Source organism: Martinezella rhizogenes, from assembly GCF_027460065.1.
Taxonomy (GTDB): domain Bacteria; phylum Pseudomonadota; class Alphaproteobacteria; order Rhizobiales; family Rhizobiaceae; genus Agrobacterium; species Agrobacterium rhizogenes_C.
Window position 1 is genome coordinate 60262 of sequence record NZ_JAPYZZ010000007.1, and the last position, 19549, is coordinate 79810.

The 19549-nt window shown below is 59.2% G+C and carries 19 protein-coding genes; 12 read left to right on the forward strand and 7 right to left on the reverse strand.

All coding sequences use genetic code 11. The features are described from left to right. Nucleotides 1-94 precede the first annotated feature (94 nt). The 6 genes from kdsA to O8B93_RS12655 all read right to left on the reverse strand — a co-directional run bounded on the left by kdsA (nucleotide 95) and on the right by O8B93_RS12655 (nucleotide 5508). Nucleotides 95-940 carry a 3-deoxy-8-phosphooctulonate synthase gene (kdsA, locus tag O8B93_RS12630; protein WP_230057916.1) on the reverse strand — a complete coding sequence of 282 codons (846 nt, stop codon included), beginning with the start codon at nucleotides 938-940 and terminating at the stop codon, nucleotides 95-97. Next, on the reverse strand, nucleotides 940-1821 hold the full coding sequence (locus tag O8B93_RS12635; protein WP_269710361.1) for a VOC family protein: 882 nt from the start codon (nucleotides 1819-1821) through the stop codon (nucleotides 940-942). The genes kdsA and O8B93_RS12635 overlap by 1 nt, the downstream gene beginning before the upstream one ends. 122 nt (nucleotides 1822-1943) lie before the next feature. Continuing rightward, nucleotides 1944-2432: an ureidoglycolate lyase gene (locus tag O8B93_RS12640; protein WP_269710362.1), complete on the reverse strand. Its 489-nt coding sequence runs from the start codon at nucleotides 2430-2432 to the stop codon at nucleotides 1944-1946. After that, a complete protein-coding gene (locus O8B93_RS12645) occupies nucleotides 2432-3475 on the reverse strand; it encodes an L-idonate 5-dehydrogenase (protein WP_269710363.1) in 1044 nt (347 codons plus the stop codon). The genes O8B93_RS12640 and O8B93_RS12645 overlap by 1 nt, the downstream gene beginning before the upstream one ends. A gap of 49 nt (nucleotides 3476-3524) precedes the next feature. Continuing rightward, complete coding sequence (locus tag O8B93_RS12650; RefSeq protein WP_405049061.1) at nucleotides 3525-4295, reverse strand: SDR family oxidoreductase; 771 nt, start codon at nucleotides 4293-4295, stop codon at nucleotides 3525-3527. 10 nt (nucleotides 4296-4305) lie between these two features. After that, nucleotides 4306-5508 (reverse strand): mandelate racemase/muconate lactonizing enzyme family protein, encoded by a 1203-nt coding sequence (locus O8B93_RS12655; protein WP_269710364.1) that lies wholly within the window; start codon nucleotides 5506-5508, stop codon nucleotides 4306-4308. A 160-nt stretch (nucleotides 5509-5668) separates the two neighbouring features. On the opposite strand from O8B93_RS12655, the gene O8B93_RS12660 reads away from it, so the two are divergent. The 12 genes from O8B93_RS12660 (at nucleotide 5669) to O8B93_RS12715 (ending at nucleotide 16853) form a co-directional block, all read left to right on the forward strand. Continuing rightward, a complete protein-coding gene (locus O8B93_RS12660) occupies nucleotides 5669-6424 on the forward strand; it encodes a GntR family transcriptional regulator (protein WP_092769137.1) in 756 nt (251 codons plus the stop codon). A 122-nt stretch (nucleotides 6425-6546) separates the two neighbouring features. Next, nucleotides 6547-7764 (forward strand): ABC transporter substrate-binding protein, encoded by a 1218-nt coding sequence (locus tag O8B93_RS12665; protein ID WP_269710365.1) that lies wholly within the window; start codon nucleotides 6547-6549, stop codon nucleotides 7762-7764. A gap of 64 nt (nucleotides 7765-7828) precedes the next feature. After that, on the forward strand, nucleotides 7829-8746 hold the full coding sequence (locus O8B93_RS12670; protein ID WP_269710366.1) for a carbohydrate ABC transporter permease: 918 nt from the start codon (nucleotides 7829-7831) through the stop codon (nucleotides 8744-8746). Then, nucleotides 8746-9576 carry a carbohydrate ABC transporter permease gene (locus O8B93_RS12675; protein WP_269710367.1) on the forward strand — a complete coding sequence of 277 codons (831 nt, stop codon included), beginning with the start codon at nucleotides 8746-8748 and terminating at the stop codon, nucleotides 9574-9576. Before O8B93_RS12670 ends, O8B93_RS12675 begins: the two co-directional genes overlap by 1 nt. A gap of 12 nt (nucleotides 9577-9588) precedes the next feature. After that, a complete protein-coding gene (locus O8B93_RS12680; RefSeq protein WP_269710368.1) occupies nucleotides 9589-10740 on the forward strand; it encodes an ABC transporter ATP-binding protein in 1152 nt (383 codons plus the stop codon). A 70-nt stretch (nucleotides 10741-10810) separates the two neighbouring features. Next, nucleotides 10811-11797 carry a 2-hydroxyacid dehydrogenase gene (locus O8B93_RS12685; protein WP_269710369.1) on the forward strand — a complete coding sequence of 329 codons (987 nt, stop codon included), beginning with the start codon at nucleotides 10811-10813 and terminating at the stop codon, nucleotides 11795-11797. Nucleotides 11798-11862: 65 nt separating this feature from the next. Further along, entirely contained in the window at nucleotides 11863-12666 is an 804-nt protein-coding gene (locus O8B93_RS12690; RefSeq protein WP_269710370.1) for a transporter substrate-binding domain-containing protein, read from the forward strand. 68 nt (nucleotides 12667-12734) lie between these two features. After that, nucleotides 12735-13433: an amino acid ABC transporter permease gene (locus tag O8B93_RS12695; protein ID WP_269710371.1), complete on the forward strand. Its 699-nt coding sequence runs from the start codon at nucleotides 12735-12737 to the stop codon at nucleotides 13431-13433. After that, nucleotides 13433-14086 (forward strand): amino acid ABC transporter permease, encoded by a 654-nt coding sequence (locus O8B93_RS12700; protein ID WP_269710372.1) that lies wholly within the window; start codon nucleotides 13433-13435, stop codon nucleotides 14084-14086. Before O8B93_RS12695 ends, O8B93_RS12700 begins: the two co-directional genes overlap by 1 nt. Next, nucleotides 14067-14798 carry an amino acid ABC transporter ATP-binding protein gene (locus tag O8B93_RS12705; RefSeq protein ID WP_269710373.1) on the forward strand — a complete coding sequence of 244 codons (732 nt, stop codon included), beginning with the start codon at nucleotides 14067-14069 and terminating at the stop codon, nucleotides 14796-14798. Before O8B93_RS12700 ends, O8B93_RS12705 begins: the two co-directional genes overlap by 20 nt. 391 nt (nucleotides 14799-15189) lie before the next feature. Next, nucleotides 15190-15912, forward strand: a complete 723-nt coding sequence (lexA, locus tag O8B93_RS12710; RefSeq protein WP_269710374.1) for a transcriptional repressor LexA — start codon at nucleotides 15190-15192, stop codon at nucleotides 15910-15912. 263 nt (nucleotides 15913-16175) lie between these two features. After that, nucleotides 16176-16853, forward strand: coding sequence for a glutathione S-transferase family protein (locus tag O8B93_RS12715; RefSeq protein ID WP_269710375.1), 678 nt, complete (start codon nucleotides 16176-16178; stop codon nucleotides 16851-16853). Nucleotides 16854-16872: 19 nt separating this feature from the next. On the opposite strand, the gene O8B93_RS12720 is transcribed toward O8B93_RS12715, so the two are convergent. Continuing rightward, nucleotides 16873-19302, reverse strand: coding sequence for a ComEC/Rec2 family competence protein (locus O8B93_RS12720; protein WP_269710648.1), 2430 nt, complete (start codon nucleotides 19300-19302; stop codon nucleotides 16873-16875). Nucleotides 19303-19549: the final 247 nt, after the last annotated feature.

Consider the following 19549-nt stretch of genomic DNA (forward strand, 5'->3'; position numbering starts at 1 on the left):
TCTTAGACGATGACGAAGAAATTACAATGACGGCGGACGGTAGAAACGGCCCGCCCGCCATTTAAAATCGATTGGCACAAACCGCGCCGGCCCCTCAGGCTTTGGTGATGGCGTCGAAGGCGAGGAGCTTTTCCAGCAGTTTCGGCATGTCTTTCAGGTGGACCATGTTGGGGCCATCGGAAGGCGCATTGTCCGGGTCCTCATGGGTTTCGATGAAGAGGCCGGCAACGCCGACAGCCACCGCCGCGCGCGCCAAAGTCTCGACGAATTCACGCTGGCCGCCCGTTGAGCCGCCCTGCCCGCCCGGCTGCTGAACCGAATGCGTGGCGTCAAAGACAACAGGCGCACCGAGTGAAGCCATGATCGGCAAGGAGCGCATGTCGGAAACAAGCGTGTTGTAACCGAAGGAGGCGCCGCGCTCGCACAGGAGCACATTCGGATTGCCGCTCTCATTCAGCTTGGCCAGCACGTTCTTCATGTCCCAGGGGGCGAGGAACTGGCCCTTCTTGACATTGATGACGCGGCCGGTTTTCGCGGCGGCGACGAGAAGATCGGTCTGCCGGCTGAGGAAGGCCGGGATCTGCAACACATCAACCACTTCGGACACGATGGCGCATTGTTCCTCGGTATGAATGTCGCTCAGAACCGGAAAGCCGAATTCCTTCTTGAGATCGGCGAAAATCTCCATCGCGCTGTCCAGGCCGATGCCGCGCTTGCCGGAAAGCGAAGTGCGGTTCGCCTTGTCGAAGGAGGATTTGTAAACGAGGCCGATACCCAGACTATCGCACAGCTCCTTGAGCACGCCGGCGATCATGAAGGCATGGTCGCGGCTTTCCATCTGGCAGGGGCCGGCGATCAGCGAAAAACGTTCGCTGTTGCAGAAGGAAACCTTGCTGGCGCCATCGCCGGCGGTGACTTTGAGATTGTTGGTAACGCTCATCATATTTCCTCGAAGGCGAAGGCGACGCCCTGACCGGGTGCTGCGGGCACCACCAGACGGCCGCCCGCTTCCATGCTCGAAACGCCATTAGCAGCAAGTACTGCCGCTGTCACGGCAAGATCGTCGACGGAGAAGACGACGCCCACGCCGCGCAGCCCGCCGTCTCCTCGATTTGAAGCAACTAGGTCAAGGCTGGCGAAGGCCGGCTTTTTGGTCAATCGGATGCAAGCATTGCCGGTTGCGAAAATCATATCTCCATCTGGAGACATCATTGTCTCACAGGCGAAGACCGTTTCGATCAGACGAGCCGCTTTCGCATCTCCGCCGGAAAACAGCACGATTTCGCGGAGCCCCGTGACAGCGTTGGCGTGCCGCTCGAGCATCGTGCGGTCACCCGGCAAAGCCTTCAGCCGCTGGCAGCCGAACAGGAAAAAATCCGCCGCCGCCCCGCTTGCCGCAAAAGCCAGCCGGAATGCCGCTTCGCTGCGCGAACCGTCCGGCATCTGAACCGGCCGCGAAAATTCAAAAAGATCGCCGGCGGACAGGCCCGCCGCGACGAAGCGTTGATGATCGGCAGTAGCGTCGCCTGTTTTGGCGACGAGAGCCGAAAAACCGTCATCGCCATGATGCTTTCTGAACGCCTGATCCCTTCCGGTGAAGACATCGCCCTTCTCTATCGACGCAATATACTTAGCTGGCTCAGCAATCGCCAGCGGCTCGATATAGGTTCCATCCTGAAAGAAAACACAGGCGTTTTGCGTGCCGAATGGATGGAGAGCCGGTGGCGCGACCGTGAAGCCGAGAGATTGAAGTCGGCGAGCCGCGATACCGAGATCCCGCACCGGCAGGACAAGATGATCGACGCTTCGCTTGTCATCCATGATTTCCGTCCCTTCGGCCCGCGTCCGGCGCTGGACCGGACTGTTGCGGCAGACAAAAGCACGAACGACGCCAGGAATGCAAATTGTCTATCCCGGATATTGCGCGTATCCCGGGCAAAAATTCACGAAGAAATGTTGGACATATCCACCGATACAGGCGTTTGCAGCGGGTAAAGGACGGTGTCTCCACCACGTCCCGTCTGCCACATCGTCATGGCAAATATGCCGGAAGGCGCAAGCGGTGTCAGCCTGTGGTGCATGACACCGCAACGATAGGTGACGATCTGGCTGGGGCCTGCCAGAAAGGCCTGGAAGGTGGTTTCATCCGGCGTCCCGTCTTCACCGGCCTCGCAGACCACGATCAGAGATGACGACTGGTCGAGCGGCAAAAAAGTCTGGCTGGAGAATGGATGTATTTCCATTTGCGAGATGAATCGCGCGCCAGGCATTGCCTTCGCCTGTACGAGTTGAAGCACGGGCGTTTTTGCGTCGCCGGTCCCCTCATAGGCATGCGTTAGTGACGCCAGCTGATCGAGTGAAGATATATCGGCGACCGAGCCGAATGGCGCGAAGGCCTCCGCCGTCAGCGGCCTGACGATAACGGGCTTCATCAGGCTGCTCCACTGAAGGCAAGCTGCACTTTCATGCTTTTTGCGCGGTCACCGGCAATATCGAAGGCCTCCCGGACCTGATCGAACGGCAATGTGGCACTGATCAAAGGCTTAACATCGATCAGGCCGCGTCCCATCATGTTCACCGCCTGCGCAAACTCCTCGTGGAAGCGGAACGTTCCGCGCAGCTGCAGCTCTTTTGCAACGATGAGGTTCATCGGAATGGTAAAGTCGCCACCGAGCCCGAGCTGGACGATCACGCCGCCCGGTCGGAGCAGATCCAGCGCCGGGACCAGAGCCGCCTGATTGCCGGAAGCTTCGAACAGGACGTCGAAGACGCCTTTTTCAAATCGGTATTTCTCAAGCAGGCCGACATCGCGCAGGATGTTGACGGCTTCATCCGCGCCGATACGGCGCGCCAGATCGAGCGGTGCGTCGGCGACATCTGTAACGACGATATGCGCCGCTCCGGCAAGACGGGCAACAAGCAGGCTCAGCATGCCGATCGGTCCGGCGCCGGTTATCAGCACCGTCTTGCCCAGAAGCGATCCGGCCTGACGCGCGGCATGGAGGCACACGGCCAAAGGCTCGGCCATCGCTGCCTCACCCATGGAAAGCCCGTCGGCAATCGGTACCGGCTGCGTCGAATGGACCGTCACGATTTCACGGAAACCGCCCTGAACATGGGGGGAGCGCATGGCGCTACCCATGAAGCGCATGTCCAGGCACTGATTCTGCATGCCCTCACCGCAATAGCGGCAGGTGCCGCAAGGCAGGCTCGGATTGACGGCCACGCGCATGCCGGGCACGAGATGCGAAACGGAACTGCCCACCTCAGCCACCGTGCCGGCAAACTCATGACCGAGCGCCATCGGCTCGCGAACGCGCACCGTGCCGAAGCCGCCATGGTTATAATAATGCAGATCCGAGCCGCAAATTCCGCCGACGGCAACAGCCACCCGCACCTCGTCCGCGGCAAGTGGCTGGCCAGCAATTTCCTCTACCCGCAGGTCTTTTGCTGCATGAATGACGATTCCGCGCATGCGCGTCTCCTCCCGTCAATTTCTGTTGGCATCAAGGATGGCAGCGGTCCTAAAGAACCGACAGCATTCCGCCGTCGACATAGATTATCTGGCCATTGACGTAGTCGGAGGCCGAAGCAGAGAGGAACACAGCAGTTCCGACGAGTTCCTGCGGCTTGCCCCAGCGTTTCGCAGGCGTGCGCGCCTTCACCCAGGCGTCGAATTCCGGATTGTCGATCAGCGCCTGATTCATGTCGGTCAGCATGTAGCCGGGGCCGATGGCGTTGGCCTGTATGCCATATTGCGCCCACTCCGCCGCCATGGTGCGGGTCAGCATCTTGATGCCGCCCTTGGCCACGGTGTAGGGCGCCACCGTTGCGCGGGCCAGTTCGCTGGTCAGCGAGCCGATATTGACGATCTTGCCATATCCCCGCGGGATCATCCGTTTTGCAGCCTCACGGCCGATCATGAAGGCGCTTGTGAGGTTGGTGTCGATCACCCGCTGCCAGTCCGCCGTCTCCAGCTCGATCATCGGTTTGCGGAACTGGATGCCGGCATTGTTGACGAGAATGTCGACGTCTATCCCCTGCTCATCAAGCCTGGCGAAAGCCTCAATGATTGCGTTTTCGGAGGTGACGTCAAAGGCGACCGCCTCGGCATCATGGCCGGCATTGCGAAACTCCTCTACCGTTTGCGCGACACGTGACGGATCGGTGCCGTTGATGAGGATGCGTGCCCCTGCAACGGCAAGTCCTTCCGCCATTGCGCGGCCGAGGCCGCGTGAAGAACCGGTAACAAGCGCCGTGCGCCCGGAGAGATCGAAGATGGTCTGATTGATCATGATGCCCTCCTCACAGCGTGCTGACGCGGACCGTCAGGTCCGGCCGCTCGAAGACCTTGGGCAGCAATTCGGTGCCGAGGCCGGGTCCTTCCATCGGCAGCACGAAGCCGTTTTCGATGACAGGCAGATTTGTCACCAGCTCGCTATACCAGCCGGTATAAAAAGCGCGCACCGACTCCTGGATCATGGTGTTGGTCTGCGAAAAAGAGGAATGAACGGCCGCGGCATAGGCGACAGGCCCGGTGCAATCATGCGGCGCGTAGGGGCGATGATAGGTATCAGCCAGCGCGGCAATCTTGCGGCCTTCGGTCAGGCCGCCGGTCCAGACGAGGTCAGTCATGACGATGCCGATCGCACCGGCTTCCAGCATGTCCTTGTAGGGGAAGCGGGAACCGAGCGTTTCCGAGGCACAGATCGGCACGCTGGTGGAGGCGGCCAGTTCCGAAAGGGCGGATACCGAATTCATCCGTATCGGGTCCTCGTACCATGTCGGGTCGAAAGCCTCGAGTTCGCGGGCGATTTTCTTGATCGTCGGCAGGTTCCAGAGGCTGTGAAACTCCACCATGATTTGCATGCGGTCACCCACACATTTGCGTATCTGCTCGAACGGCAAAAGGGCTGCGCGCAACTGCTCGCTGGTGATATAGCGTCCGTCGTTTTCGATGGCCGCGGGATCGAATGGCCAGATTTTCATCGCCGAAATGCCCTGCTCCAGCAGGTTTTCGGCAAGCGCGCCCGCATCCGTCATGAAAGCCTTGAGATCTTCATAGGGGCCTTCGGCATCGTCGCGAAAATTCCAGGTATCGACCGGCTTGATCTTGTTGGACCGAACATAACCGTAACCGGCGCAGGTATTGTAGACGGGAATACGATCGTGGCAGAGGCCGCCCAGCATCTGATGGACCGGCTGGTTGCAGACCTTGCCGAAAATATCCCACAGCGCCAGATCGATCGCCGAAGCCGCACGATATTCGGCGCCAGTCGAGGCCTGCGCCATCGGCAGATTCACCAGTTCGCGGGAATGCGCCTCAATCCGCATCGGGTCGCGGCCAAGCAGGCGACCGGCGAGCACATCATGGATATGAGCCTCGACCGCGCCTGCGCCATAGAAGGTCTCACCCAGCCCGATCACCCCGGCATCGGTGTGGATGCGCACCCAAAGCACATTTGAGAACTCCTCGGTCCGCAAAGTTTCGACAGACGTAATCTTCATTAGCTCCTCCGCGCGCCCACCTCGGTCGCGTCTCCCGATTGACTGACCAGCCTCCCAGCCAGTCTCGATCAGGACAATAATGTTGCTTGTAAAATTTCACAACATGTTTTATACCGATTTATGTACTGAGTTCGTTGACCGCGACGGGAGGAGACCGGAGATGGCACGCAAGCAGACAAAGCCGGAATTGGTAAAAGACGGCGAAAAGCCGAAGCGCGCAAACCGCGTCAACTTCTTCGATCTCGCTTATGAGCGCATCGAGGAACTGCTGATCAATTGCGAGCTGAAGCCCGGCCGGCAACTGACATTGCAGGAATTGCAGGATGCGACGGGGCTGGGCCGGACGCCGGTTCATAATGCCGTCAGCCGTCTTGCCGCCGATACGCTGCTGGTGGTGCTGCCCCGCCACGGCCTCAGGGTCGCGCCCATCGATCTAGCGCGTGAGCGCCTGCTGCTACAGCTTCGCCGGGACATGGAACGCTTCGTCATGCGGCTGGCGGTGGAACGGGCAAGCCTCTCCCATCGCAATCAGATGCTGCATATTGAACGTGCCCTGCGTGAACGGCGGGAGCAGATCACGCTCAGCGAATTCAACCTGCTCGACCGTCGGATTGACCAGATATTGCTGGCGGCGGCGAACGAACCCTTCCTCGAACATACCCTGCGGCCGCTGCACACGATCTATCGGCGCATCGGCTTCATTCACCACACGGTGACACATGGAAAATCCGACCTGACGCAGACAGTCGACTGCCATCTTTCGGTCCTGAATGCCGTCGCGAACCGCCATCTGGACACGGCGCTTGCCGCAACGGACGCCTTGGTCGGCTTCGTCGATTCCATGTTCGATGAAATGGAAACGGGCATAGACCCTCGCCTGCTGGATTGCAGTATCGAACCGATTTTCAAGATTTGAAACAGCGGCGCCATTGGATGCCCACTATCCGGCCGCCATGAAGAAAGATTTCTGAAATACATATTTTACAATGACTTATGGCGCTCGGGAGGCGCCACAAAAAAGCTCAGGGAGGAGCATGGATGAGCAATATCGTAAAATCCTTGATTGCGGCCACAATGGCGACGGCGCTTGCATCCTGGGCAGCCCCTGCGCTGGCCAAGGACAAGATCACCTTCGCCGCCGCGGTTTTTGCGGAAGCCGGACGTGGCGACCGGGTCAAGGCCTGGATCCAGAAGTTCAACGAAAGTCAGGACAAGGTCGAAGTTGAACCCATCGCAATTCCGTTTTCCAGCCTCGCCAACACCGTCTTCACCCAGATGGGTGGCGGCGGTGGACCGGACCTCGTGCGCTTCGACCAGACCGATTTCTTCGCTGCCATTCCATCCGGGCGCCTGCTGCCGCTCGATGATCTGATCAGCGACAAGGATCACGACTTCCTGGGGCCGGACCGCTTCATGAAGGTGAAGGACGTCCGTTACGGTCTGCTGTTCGACACGACGGGTTATGCGCTGCTGTACAACAAGGACATCCTGCCGGAACCACCGAAGGATTTCGAAAGCTTCCTGTCGGCCGCCAAGGAGAAAACCAAGGACGGCGTTTATGGTTATGCCTACCGCGCCACGATGGCGGAGCGCGCCGGTTTCTGGCAGGATCTCTGCAACTACGTCTTCGGATTTGGCGGTCGCTGGAGCGACAAGGACGGCAAGCTCACGCTCAATAGCCCTGACGTCATCAAGGGCGTTACCGCCTACAAGCAGGTTTATGATGCCTCTGTGACGCCACGCGGCGCTGACGCGGCCACCTATCGCCGCATGTTCTGGGAAGGCAAGATCGCCATGAATGTCGATAATGGCGGCGTGGCGGCAATCTTCAACCAGAACGCCCCGCAGCTCAATTTCGCCGCAGCACCCTCGCCTTTCCCGGACAAGGCCCAAGGCCTCATCATGACGGCCCTCGTGGTCAACGCCAACACGAAACACAAGGATGCGGCGGGCGCCTTCATCAAATGGGCCTATTCCCCCGAAAACCAGAAAGGTCTTCAGGCAGCCATGGGGACGGGTGTCGGCACCAAGATCGACATGTCTGCCGAAGAGCAGGCGAAGCGGCCATGGCTGAAGGTCTATGAAGGCCAGATGCAGAATGCCCTTCCGCAGCTTGTGATGGGACATGAGGGCAAGACGCCCGAAATCCAGCAGATCGTGCTCGAGCAGGTGTTGAAGGTCCTTCTCGAAAACGCCGATCCAAAGGACGCCATGGATCGCGCCCAAACGCTGGTGGAGCGGCGCGTGCTTCGCTGAAATCGATGCGGAGGCTGCCTGAACGGCCTCCGCAACCCCGGCTCTATTTCCCTCGAGGTCAGTTATGAAACGTGCCCAGTTCGCAAGAGCAAGGCTCGACGGTCATCCGTTGACTCCTTATCTCTTCGCCGCACCGGTCGGCATCTATCTACTGCTGTTTCAGTTTTATCCGCTGGTCCAGCAGTTCTTCATGAGCTTCACCGCCACCGACCTGCTGACGCCCAACGTCAACCGGTTCGTCGGTATCGAGAATTATTCCTTCCTGATCGAGGATGGCGAATTGTGGAAGGTGCTGTGGATCACGGCGATCTATACCGTCGCCTGCGTGATCTTTGCGATCGGCACGGGCCTCGGTTCGGCAATGCTGCTCGATTCACCTTTTTTCGGCCGGGGTATCGCCCGGGCGCTCATCACCGTTCCCTGGGCCGCGCCGTCCGTTGCCGTCGCGCTGGTGTTCACCTGGATATTCAATTCACAATACGGCATTTTCAACCGGGTTCTCACCGGCCTCGGCCTTCCCTTCGGCGGTGAGAACTGGCTCGACGATCCAAACCTCGCCCTACCGGCTATCCTGCTCACCACCGTCTGGCAGATATTTCCCTTCTCTTCCGTGGTAATCCTTGCGGCGCTGCAGGGCGTGCCGCATGAGCTCAAGGAGGCTGCCGTCATCGATGGCGCTGACCGGCTCAACATCTTCAAGACCGCCACATGGCCGACCATTCAGCCGACCGTGCTGATGCTGACGCTGTTCGTCACCATCTGGTCGCTGCGCCGCTTCGACCTAATCTGGCTGATGACGCAGGGCGGCCCGATCGGCGCGACCAACACGCTCGTCATCGAGCTTTATCGCCAGGGTTTCGTCTATCGCGATCTCGGATCAGCGGCCTCCATCGGCATGATCGGCCTGTCGATCGCGCTTCTGGTCACCGTCATCTATTTCAAGGTCACCCGGATGACTGAACAGGCACAGGGGAAGCGTTGATGAATACCACCGGCAACGCCCACTACGTCCGTATCCTTGCCGTCCTCTTCATGCTCGGCTTTGCGGCTTTTCCGATCTACTGGATGTTCGTCACGTCCATGACGCCGTCCTCGGAACTCTTCGCGCCCTTTCCGCGGCTCGTGCCCGACTGGTCGCAGCTTGGAATCTATCTCGAGGTTTTCGATACCATTCCGGTGACGACATGGCTGAAGAACAGCTTTCTGGTCGCCACAGGCACCACCGTCCTCAGCATCCTGCTTGCCGTCCTGCCGGCTTACGCCCTTTCCCGCTTCCGGTTTGCAGGACTTGCGATACTTGGCTTCGCATTGTTTGCGACGCAGATGCTGCCGGAAGCCATGCTTGTCGTGCCGCTCTATTCGATATTCGGCGATCTCAACCTGCTCAATACGATCCCTGGCCTTGTGCTGGCAAACACCGCTTTCGTGGTGCCTGTCATTACTTGGATCATCAAGGGTGCGATCGACGGCATTCCGATAGAGATCGAAGAAGCGGCAAGGGTCGATGGCTGCTCGCGTCTCGATATTGTGCTCGGCATCATCATTCCGCTGATTACGCCAACGCTCGCTGCCGCCGCCGTTATCTCTTTTTTCCACGGCTGGAACGAATATGTCTTCGCGCAGACCCTGATCAGCAGTGAAAACCTCAGGACGGCTTCCGTCGGGCTCGCCAGTTTTGTCGGCGAACTCTCCACCCCCATCCATTCCGTCATGGCAGTGGGGGTGATCTACACCCTGCCCGCCATCGTCTTTTACCTCTTTGCCCAACGCTACGTGGTCGCCGGAATGACCGCTGGCAGCGTCAAAGGCTGACAGGAAAACCAGATGCCCGCTATTGAACTCAATAATATCTCAAAGAAATTCGGTGCGAAGGAAGTCATTCGCGACATCAATGTCTCGATCGAAGAGGGAGATTTCCTCGTCCTTCTCGGTCCTTCGGGCTGCGGCAAATCCACGCTCTTGCGTATGCTCGCAGGCCTTGAAAGCATTTCCGGCGGGGAAATCCTGATCGGCGGCAGGCGCGTCGATCAATTGCCGCCCGGCGAGCGCGATATCGCCTTCGTGTTTCAGTCCTACGCGCTTTACCCGCATCTTTCCGTGCGCAGGAACATGTCCTTCCCGCTGTTGATGCAGCAGTTTCGCTGGTGGCACCACCTGCCGGTCATCGGCGGCATGGCTAAACGCCGGATCGAGAAATCACCTGCAGTTGTCGAAAAGGTCGCCAGGATCGCAAAAATCCTCGGACTGACGGAGATGCTCGACCGTTTCCCGCGCACGCTCTCCGGCGGACAGCGCCAGCGCGTCGCCCTCGGGCGGGCCATGGTGCGGGAACCGGAAGTGTTCCTGATGGACGAGCCGCTCTCCAATCTGGACGCCAAGCTTCGAACGTCAATGCGTTCGGAGATTTCACGCCTGCACCAGGAGATCGGTGGAACCTTCGTCTACGTGACGCATGACCAGGTCGAAGCCATGACCATGGGCACAAAAATCGCCCTGATGCGCGACGGCATCATCCAGCAATTCGGAACGGCGCGCGAAATCTATACCGATCCGGCCAATACCTATGTCGCCCGCTTCATCGGCACGCCGCCGATGAACCTGATCGTCACTGATAAAAAGCCGGATGGCCTCTTCGTCGGTTCAACCCCGATCCGGGTGGATGCGCCACAGTCGGAGACGGCTTCCACCGTGCTGCTGGGCATCCGGCCAAACGCCCTCTCCCTGACGACGGAGCCGACCGAGGCCTCTCTGCGGGGCGAGGTCGTGATGGTCGAACATATCGGCGCAGATTCGATCATCGCCGTTCGCCTCAAAGACGGCCGCACGGCGCATGACGAGGACGGCGATATGGATGCGGTGATGGTGACCGTTCCCGGATATTGCACGCTTTCACTGCGGCAGGAGGTTTCGCTGACGATCGATCCCGATCAGGCCATCCTGTTTTCGACCGTGACGGGCGAGCGGATCCGATCGTGATCGTGACCCGACCTGCACCAGCGCAACCATTTTTCAATCTCCAGAAATATCCGCAGCGGGGAGAATAGACATGTCAAAACGGATCGTTTTTCACGGCGAAAATGCCGCATGTTTCAGCGATGACTTCACAAGCCTGGTGGATGGCGGCGCGGAAATCGCTCTGCTGCCGGATCAACTCGTCACAGAGGAAGACCGCGACGCCTATCGCAACGCCGATATCATCGTCGGCGTCAAATTTGATGCATCGTTGCCGACGCCGGAGAGACTGACGCTGTTTCATGTTCCCGGTGCCGGTTATGACGCCGTCAATCTCGATCTGCTGCCGAGAAGTGCCGTTGTCTGTAACTGCTTTGGCCATGATCCCGCGATTGCCGAATATGTGTTTTCAGCCATTCTGAACCGCCATGTTCCGTTGCGCGATGCCGACAACAAATTGCGCGCCGGCCAATGGGCCTACTGGTCCGGTTCAGCGGAGCGCCTGCACGACGAAATTTCAGGAAAGACTGTCGGTCTTCTCGGATTCGGTCATATCGGGAAGGCCATTGCCATCCGCGCGAAGGCGTTCGGAATGCAGGTCAGCGTCGCCAATCGCAGCCGCGTGGAACCGTCGGATCTGGTTGACCGCTCCTTCGCTCTGGATCAGCTCAACGAATTCTGGCCGACCGCAGATTTCATCGTCGTCTCCGTACCACTAACGGACACGACACGCGGGATCGTCGATGCGGAGGCATTCGCCGCGATGAAATCCGGTGCCGTCATCATCAATGTCGGGCGCGGCCCGACCATAGACGAGCAGGCGCTTTATGACGCGCTGAAGGGCGGGACCATCGGCGGCGCGGTCATCGACACATGGTACGCCTATCCGTCACCAGACGCGCCGACGAAACAACCGTCCGCACTGCCATTCAATCAACTCGATAACATCATCATGACGCCGCACATGTCCGGCTGGACCAGTGGAACGGTGCGGCGGCGTCAGCAGACGATCGCGGAAAACATCAATCGGCGGCTGAAGGGGCAAGACTGCATCAACATCGTCCGCACCGCGTCTGAATAGCAGATCACCGCATGGCCGGGAGGAGCCGGCCATAAACCACAGCTCAATCAACCAGGGAGAGAGTGATGAGCATCTTTCAGTCTTTTAAATCCGTCGCTGCCGCGATCGCGGTTTGTGCCGGTATCTTCACCGGTTTTTCGGCCAATGCACAGAGCGTCGATGACATCGTCAAGCGCGGCTCGGTGAAGATCGGCGTGCTGGTGGGTGCGCCGCCCTTCGGCTCTGTGGACGCGCAGGGAAATCCGGTCGGGTATGATGCCGATGTCGCGACACTTGTCGGTAAATATCTCGGCGTACCGGTCACCATGGTCCAGCTGACGCCGCCATCACGCATTCCGGCTCTGGAATCCGGCAAGGTGGACTTCCTTGTCGCGACGCTGGCGCCGACGCCGGAGCGCGCCAAGGCGGTGATGTTCACCAACCCCTACAGCGCCTTCCAGGTGGGGATCTATTCTCACAAGGATACCAAGATTGAAAAATGGGAAGACCTGAAAGGCATGACTGTCGGGGTCAATCGCGGATCGAGCGTCGAGCGCGAATTCGTCAACCGCGAGAAAGAACTTGGCCTGACGATCCTGCGCTTTGATGATGATGCGACGACCATGCAGGCTCTTTTCTCGGGTCAGGTGCAGGCGATCGCCGGGCCGGATGCGCAGGCCAACGCAGCCATCAAGCTGCGCGGCGATACGACGACGGAGATGAAATTCTTCTTCTCCATGCAGCCGAACTCGATGACCGTTCGCAAGGATGCCGTCGACCTGCATCAGTGGCTGAACAATACAATCTATTACATCAAGCAGAATGGAGAGCTGGACGCGATTGCCCGCAAATGGGTCGGCACGCCCCTGCCCGTTCTCCCGACATTCTGATCGGACGGCAAAACTCCGGCGCGCCCTTCCACAGGCGCGCCGGAACAGCTTATTCGGGAGGAGCCAGCATGAATTTTTCACTTCACTTCGAGGCCGTGTTTGCCGAATCGGATCTGATCTGGCGCGGCATCCTGTTGACGATAGGTCTTTCGGCAACCGCTATCGTCCTCGGCACGATGATCGCCGTGGCGCTGGTCGCCATGCGCAGTCTCGGCAACGGAGCCATCCGCTTCGGTGTCGATTCCTATGTCGAACTGCTCAGGAATACGCCGTTTCTCGTCCAGCTCTTCATGGTCTTCTTCGGACTGCCGCTCGTGGGCTTTCGCATGTCCGGAACACAGGCAGCGCTCTTTGCCATGACGCTCAACCTTTCGGCCTATGCGACGGAGATCATTCGCGCCGGGGTGGAGTCCATACACCGCTCACAGGTCGAGGCGGGCCTGTCGCTTTCACTCAGCCGCCTTCAGGTATTTCGTTACGTGGTGATGAAACCGGCCTTTGCAAAAATATGGCCGGCACTCTCCAGCCAGTTCGTGCTGATGCTTCTGGCATCGAGCATCTGCTCCTTCATCTCGGTACCCGAGCTCTCCGGTGCGGCTTCGATCATCGAGCAGCGGACGTTTCGAAGCTTCGAGACCTATATCGTCGTCACCATCATCTACCTCCTTCTCGCGCTGGCGCTGAAAATCATCCTCGCATGGTTCGGTCACTGGCTGTTCCGCCGCCGCGTCAAGGTCCTGCCCACCGTCAAGGAAGGAATTGCCTGATGTCCTCATTCGGTTGGCCTGAATTTCTTTTCCTGCTTCGTGCGGCCGGCTGGTCCATCGTCCTGACCGCCATCGCCTTCAGCATCGGCTCACTGGCTGGCGGCTTCTTCGCCATCATGCGGCTTTCGCAATACGGATCGGTCCGCAGTGTCGCGGCAGGTTACATCACCATCATCCAGTCGATACCGGTGCTGATGATCCTGTTCATGTCCTATTACGGGTTGACGCTGTTCGGGTTCGAAATACCGCCGCTGCTCGCCGCATCGGTGTCCCTGTCGGTCTATGTTTCGGCCTATCTGGCGGAAATCTGGCGCGGCTCCATTCAGGCGGTGCCAAAGCAGCAATGGGAAGCCTCGGCCTCGCTGGCGCTCACGCGTTTCCAGCAATACCGTTACGTCATCCTGCCGCAGGCGCTGCGGCTTTCCCTGCCTCCGACGGTGGGGTTCCTTGTCCAGCTCGTCAAGAACACCTCCATCGTATCCGTGGTGGGCTTCGTGGAACTTTCGCGCGCGGGCCAGCTCGTCAACAATGCGACGTTCAGACCCTTCCAGGTGTTCTTCGTCGTCGCCCTTCTTTATTTCGCGATCTGCTTCCCGCTATCGCGCCTCAGCCGCCATCTCGAAAGGGTTCTCCATGTCGGTCGTAACAATTGATCAGGTGCACAAGCGTTATGGCGCCCTTGAAGTTCTGAAGGGTGTATCGCTGAATGTCGAGGCGGGACAGGTGGTCGCCATCATCGGGCGCAGCGGCTCCGGCAAGAGCACGATGCTGCGCTGCATCAACGGTCTCGAAGAGTTTCAGTCCGGCAGTATCACCGCCGCGGGACACAGGGTGGAGCAGGACCAGACCAAGCTCAGACAGTTGCGCAAGGACGTCGGCATCGTCTTCCAGAGTTATAATCTCTTTCCGCATCTGACCGTCGGCGAAAACATCATGCTGTCTCCGAAGATAACGCAGGATGTCGCCGGAGCTGATGCCGATGCGCTGGCGCGCAAGGTGCTGGCGCAGGTGGGGCTGGCGGAAAAATTCGACGCCTATCCGGACATGTTGTCAGGCGGACAGCAGCAGCGCGTGGCCATCGCCCGCTCGCTGGCGATGCGGCCAAAAGTCATGCTGTTCGACGAGGTGACATCCGCTCTCGATCCCGAACTGACGGGAGAAGTGCTTCTGGTCATGGAACAGCTGGCGCGAGAGGGCATGACGATGTTGCTGGTGACCCATGAAATGAGCTTTGCCCGCAGTGTCGCAAATGTGACCGTCTTCATGCACCAGGGCAAGATCTGGGAAATGGGCGCTTCGAAACAGCTGTTCGAGCAGCCGCAAACGCCCGAGCTGCAGGCCTTCCTGTCCAACGGCGTCAAATAGCCAGTCATCCATTGGGAGAGCAGGTCTGGCAAACGCAGTCACCGGACCCGCGCCACGGGGCTGCCACTTCAATGCGAATAAAAGAAGCAACGGAGAGGGTCATCACTCTGCGTTGCTTCGGCGCGTTCAGACGGTTTCGGCTCCTCGGTCGTGATCCGACGTGGAAACATTTCCACGACAATTTCATCGATCGGAATCCGCGACCGGCGTCCATTCACAATGCCATCAACGTCATCGTGCCTGCTCTGTTCATGGTTTCCAAGATTGAATCACGATCCGAGATGCATCCTTCACGAAATTTTAGGGGATTGCGGAACACATATGGAACATATAGTGTTCGTTCTGTATTTGTTTCGCGACTTCAACGACGATTCTTAAGGGTGTTTTCCTCATGCTCACGCGCAAACAGCAGGAATTGCTTCTCTTCATTCATGAAAGAATGAAAGAGTCCGGCGTGCCGCCCTCCTTCGATGAAATGAAGGACGCACTCGATCTTGCTTCCAAATCCGGCATCCACCGGCTGATTACCGCACTCGAAGAGCGCGGGTTTATTCGCCGGCTACCTAATAGGGCGCGCGCGCTGGAAGTCATCAAGCTGCCCGAGGCTTACACCCCGGGTGCAAGGCCGCAGCGCGGCTTTTCGCCGAGCGTCATCGAAGGTAGCCTGGGAAAACCGAAGGAGCCGGAACCGGCGCCTGCCGTGAAGGCGCCCGCCAATGATTTCGCTGGAGCCGCCAGCGTTCCCGTCATGGGTCGTATCGCTGCCGGTGTGCCGATTTCCGCCATCCAGAACAATACCCATGATGTAGCCGTGCCGGTGGACATGCTGGGTTCGGGCGAGCATTACGCGCTTGAGGTCAAAGGCGATTCGATGATCGAGGCCGGCATTTTTGATGGCGATACCGTCATCATCCGCAACGGCAACACCGCCAATCCGGGCGATATCGTCGTGGCACTGGTGGATGATGAGGAAGCCACGCTGAAGCGCTTCCGCCGCAAGGGTGCGTCCATCGCGCTGGAAGCGGCGAACCCGGCCTACGAGACTCGCATTTTCGGACCGGATCGGGTGAAAATCCAAGGCAAGCTGGTGGGGTTGATCCGCCGTTACCATTGATAGCTGGAGGCTGCCGCCGGTATCACTGAAACCGAATTGGTTTTCAGAGGCGACCGATTTGGCTTTCGAAATGAATGGCGCGTCGTTCCGTTGAATTGATGCGCCTTTTCTTTGTGAAATTGGCAAAGGCGCTCGTCGCTGCGAAATGCGGTCGTGCACGACGATCCGTTCATCAATTGGCGTTATGGGAGCCATGGATTCTTTGCGATATTCCAAGGCCCCTTCGCAGGTATAGAAATGTGCGTCCTATCGGGGAAAACGCCATGTACGATCTTTATATTGCCAACAAAAACTATTCCTCATGGTCGCTGCGGCCCTGGGTTTTGATGCGCACGCTCGGCATCGCCTTTGATGAAAAACTCGTTCCGTTCGGTGAAGGTGTTTCCTTCTCCAGCTTTTCGCCGACCGGCAAGGTGCCCTGCCTTGTTGATGAGGGCGTGACGATCTGGGAAACGCTGTCTATCGCCGAATATCTGGCCGAGAGACATCAGGGCGTCTGGGCAAGCGACAAGCACGCACGGGCCTGGTCTCGCTCGGCGGCGAGCGAAATGCATGCGGGGTTTTCCTCACTGCGTAATCTCTACCCCATGTCGGTCGGTATCCGGGTAAAACCCAAAGCCGACGATGCCGGGCTTGCGGCCGATATAAAGCGCGTCGATGCGCTTTGGAGCGAAGGCCTCACAAAATTCGGCGGACCGTTTCTCGCCGGTCAGAAATTCACGGCGGTCGACGCCTTCTTCTGCCCGGTGGCGTTCCGCTTCCAGACCTATGGCGCCGATCTTTCACCGGCGGCGAAGGCCTATTGCGACCGGCTGCTCGCCCTACCCGCAATGCGCGAATGGTACGAGGCCGGACTGAAGGAAATCTGGCGTGATCTGCCACACGAAGAGGAGATCGGCGGCATTGGCGAATTGACCGCGGATCTGCGCGTCAAGGCCTGACAAAACATGCTGGCGGCACTCATTGCGATGCCGCCAGCAACCGGGTGACGGCCTCAGGTACGTCACGGTCAAAACGGCCGCTCTTCCAGTCGTAGAAGCGATGTTCGCTCCACGGCCTGTCGGTGCCTGCGGTCGCCGCGCGTATCCGTCCAACGACGCCCGCTTGATCGCTGCCGGCGAAATTTATCTCCACAGAGCCGATGCGCCTCAGTACGTCGCGATTGAGCAGCAAGGCTCCCGAGCGGCACTGCGTAAACGAGGTTCTGCGGGAAACGATGACGATATCTGCGATGTCACAGGCTTTCCCCGCAAACCGGCCGTCTTCCAGCACTATGATAAATTCGCCGCTTCTCGCACGCGCCACACACCAGACGCCTGTCCTGCAGGTGAAGACGCCGGACGAGGCATCTCTCAGCGTGGCCGTCATCTCCCGCGCCACGGCCTTCATGTCTTCCGGCGCCAGCTTCGATTTTGAGCTGAGAGCAACGGTGGTTGTGGAAATCCCCGTCTTGATAAGGACAGGCGAGAGCGGTTTCTCAGGCAGCAGCAATGCCCTCTGCCACTGATCATAGATGAAGCCCTGCGGCCGCGTTTTTGTGGTGTAGACCTTGCCCTCGTCCAGAAGCGCCACCAGCTTGCCTTCCTCATGGATAAGCAGATCAGGCAGACTGCGTTGGGCGACGGCTCCGGAGAGGCCGAAGGCGAGGAACAGAGGCGGAATTCCAAGAAGCGCCAGCCGGCTGCGCAGCAAGGTCAGCAACAGAAAACCCGCCGAGGCGATGCCGATGAACCAGCCATGCGGCCGCCCGGTGGCGGCGCTGCCGCCCCAGGACGCCACCTCCTGCGCAACCTCTATGACAAGTGCCATGCCGTACCCCATGACCTTCAGGAAGGGCGCATCGAGCCCGAAGGGCATCAACAGCATGGCGATGAGGCCGAAGGGCATGACGACCAGTGACATCAGCGGCATGGCTGCCAGATTGGCGAAAAGTCCATAGGTGGTGACACGCTGAAAATGTTCGACCGAATAGATCGCCGTCGAAAGCCCGCCGATCAGCGACGTGGTGATAACACCGCCGATGATGGTGCCCGCCGTTTCCGCCACCGTCATCCACGCCGGTTTGCGCCCGATGAACAGACGCTCCCGGTCGGTGCGCCAGCGGCTCCAGGCGGCATAGGCGGCAACAAGCGCGATCGTCGCGGCAAAGGACATCTGGAAGCTCGGCCCCATGATTTCCGAGGGAGACAGAGCGAGAATGACCAGAGCGGACAGCGCAACATTCCTGAGGCTAAGCGACGGCTGATCGAACAGCACCGCAATCAGCATCACCGACATCATCAGCCAGGCACGTTCGGCAGAGACGGCAAAACCGGAAATCAGGTAATAGGCGAGCGTCATCAGGAGCGCCGCAAAAGCGGATATCTTCTTCACCGGCCAGCGCTGGGCAAAGGCCGGAAACAGGCTGAAAGCGAGCCTCAGTCCAACAAAGAATATGCCTGAGGCCAGCGCCATGTTGAGCCCGGATATGGCGACGATATGGGCAAGGCCGGAAAGACGCAGGGCTTCCATCGTCCCGGCCGATATGGCCTGTCTCTCATCGGTGACGATGGAGGCGGCAAACGCGCCGGCATCACCACCGATGGTGTTGCGGATGCGCTCGGCAATGGCGATGCGCAGGCCGTAAAGCCGCATATCGGCCCATTCCAGCCAGTCCTCTTTTGCGTCGATATCAGGAGCCGTTACCGTCTGCGGCGGCTTATAAAAAAAGCCGGTCGCGCCGATGCCCCTGAAATAGGAGGCAAAGGCGAAATCATTGAGACCGGGCAAGGCCGGACCGGATGGCGGCGACAGCCGTGCCTTGCCGCGGATGGTCGCACCGAGTGCCGCCGGCTCGCCGCCGCCGCGGGCCAGCAAAGAGACCTTTGCCGGAGGGCGTGACACTGTCGGCGCTTCGGTCGCAGCCAGTTGCACCACATACCGCCAGTCGCCGCGGGCATCGACCTCCCGGCGTATCACCGTTCCTGATATGGTGGTGGTGACGGGCGTATCCAGCACCACGGTCCCTGCCCGCCGCGTTTCGAATTCGGCAAAAAGCATGCCCAGCAACAGCAGCGCGACAATGCTGCAGGCCGTGGCTGCCGGGGTCGCGCGATATCGGGTGGCGCATGCCAGGCCGGCGGCGAGCAAAAAAAGAATAATGAGAAGCGGCAATGAAGGTGCTGCATCCAGTGAAAACCAGAGGATCGCTCCGCATCCGATGAAAACAGGCACGAAAAGAAAATCATGGCCGAATGCGCGTTCCTCGGCGAGGCAGGTGGTGATTTTCTGGATAATGGCAGTTTGCGGTTTCGGCCTGCTGACAAGGGCAGGCAAATCATATGTCGCGACCTCGCCGGTCCGGCGCAGCGGTGACAGGATATCCGCCGTGCCGGGCAAGCCGCCCTGCATCGTTTCGGCATATCCGAAATGCTGTTTTTCCCCTTGACCAAGCAATCTGCGCCGCGCCCCTGCCGCACCGGAAACAGGTTTGCAGGTGGACGCGAGGGATTGCAATGCTTTCCTTTAACCCTGCGTTGACCGAGATTGAATTGCCATGATCGATAAAGTGAAAAGCAACGCGATTGCGTTTGCCGCAATGCACAATTTGACCTTTGGATAGCTTGGCATCGGCGCCAGGATCATATAGCTAATCGGT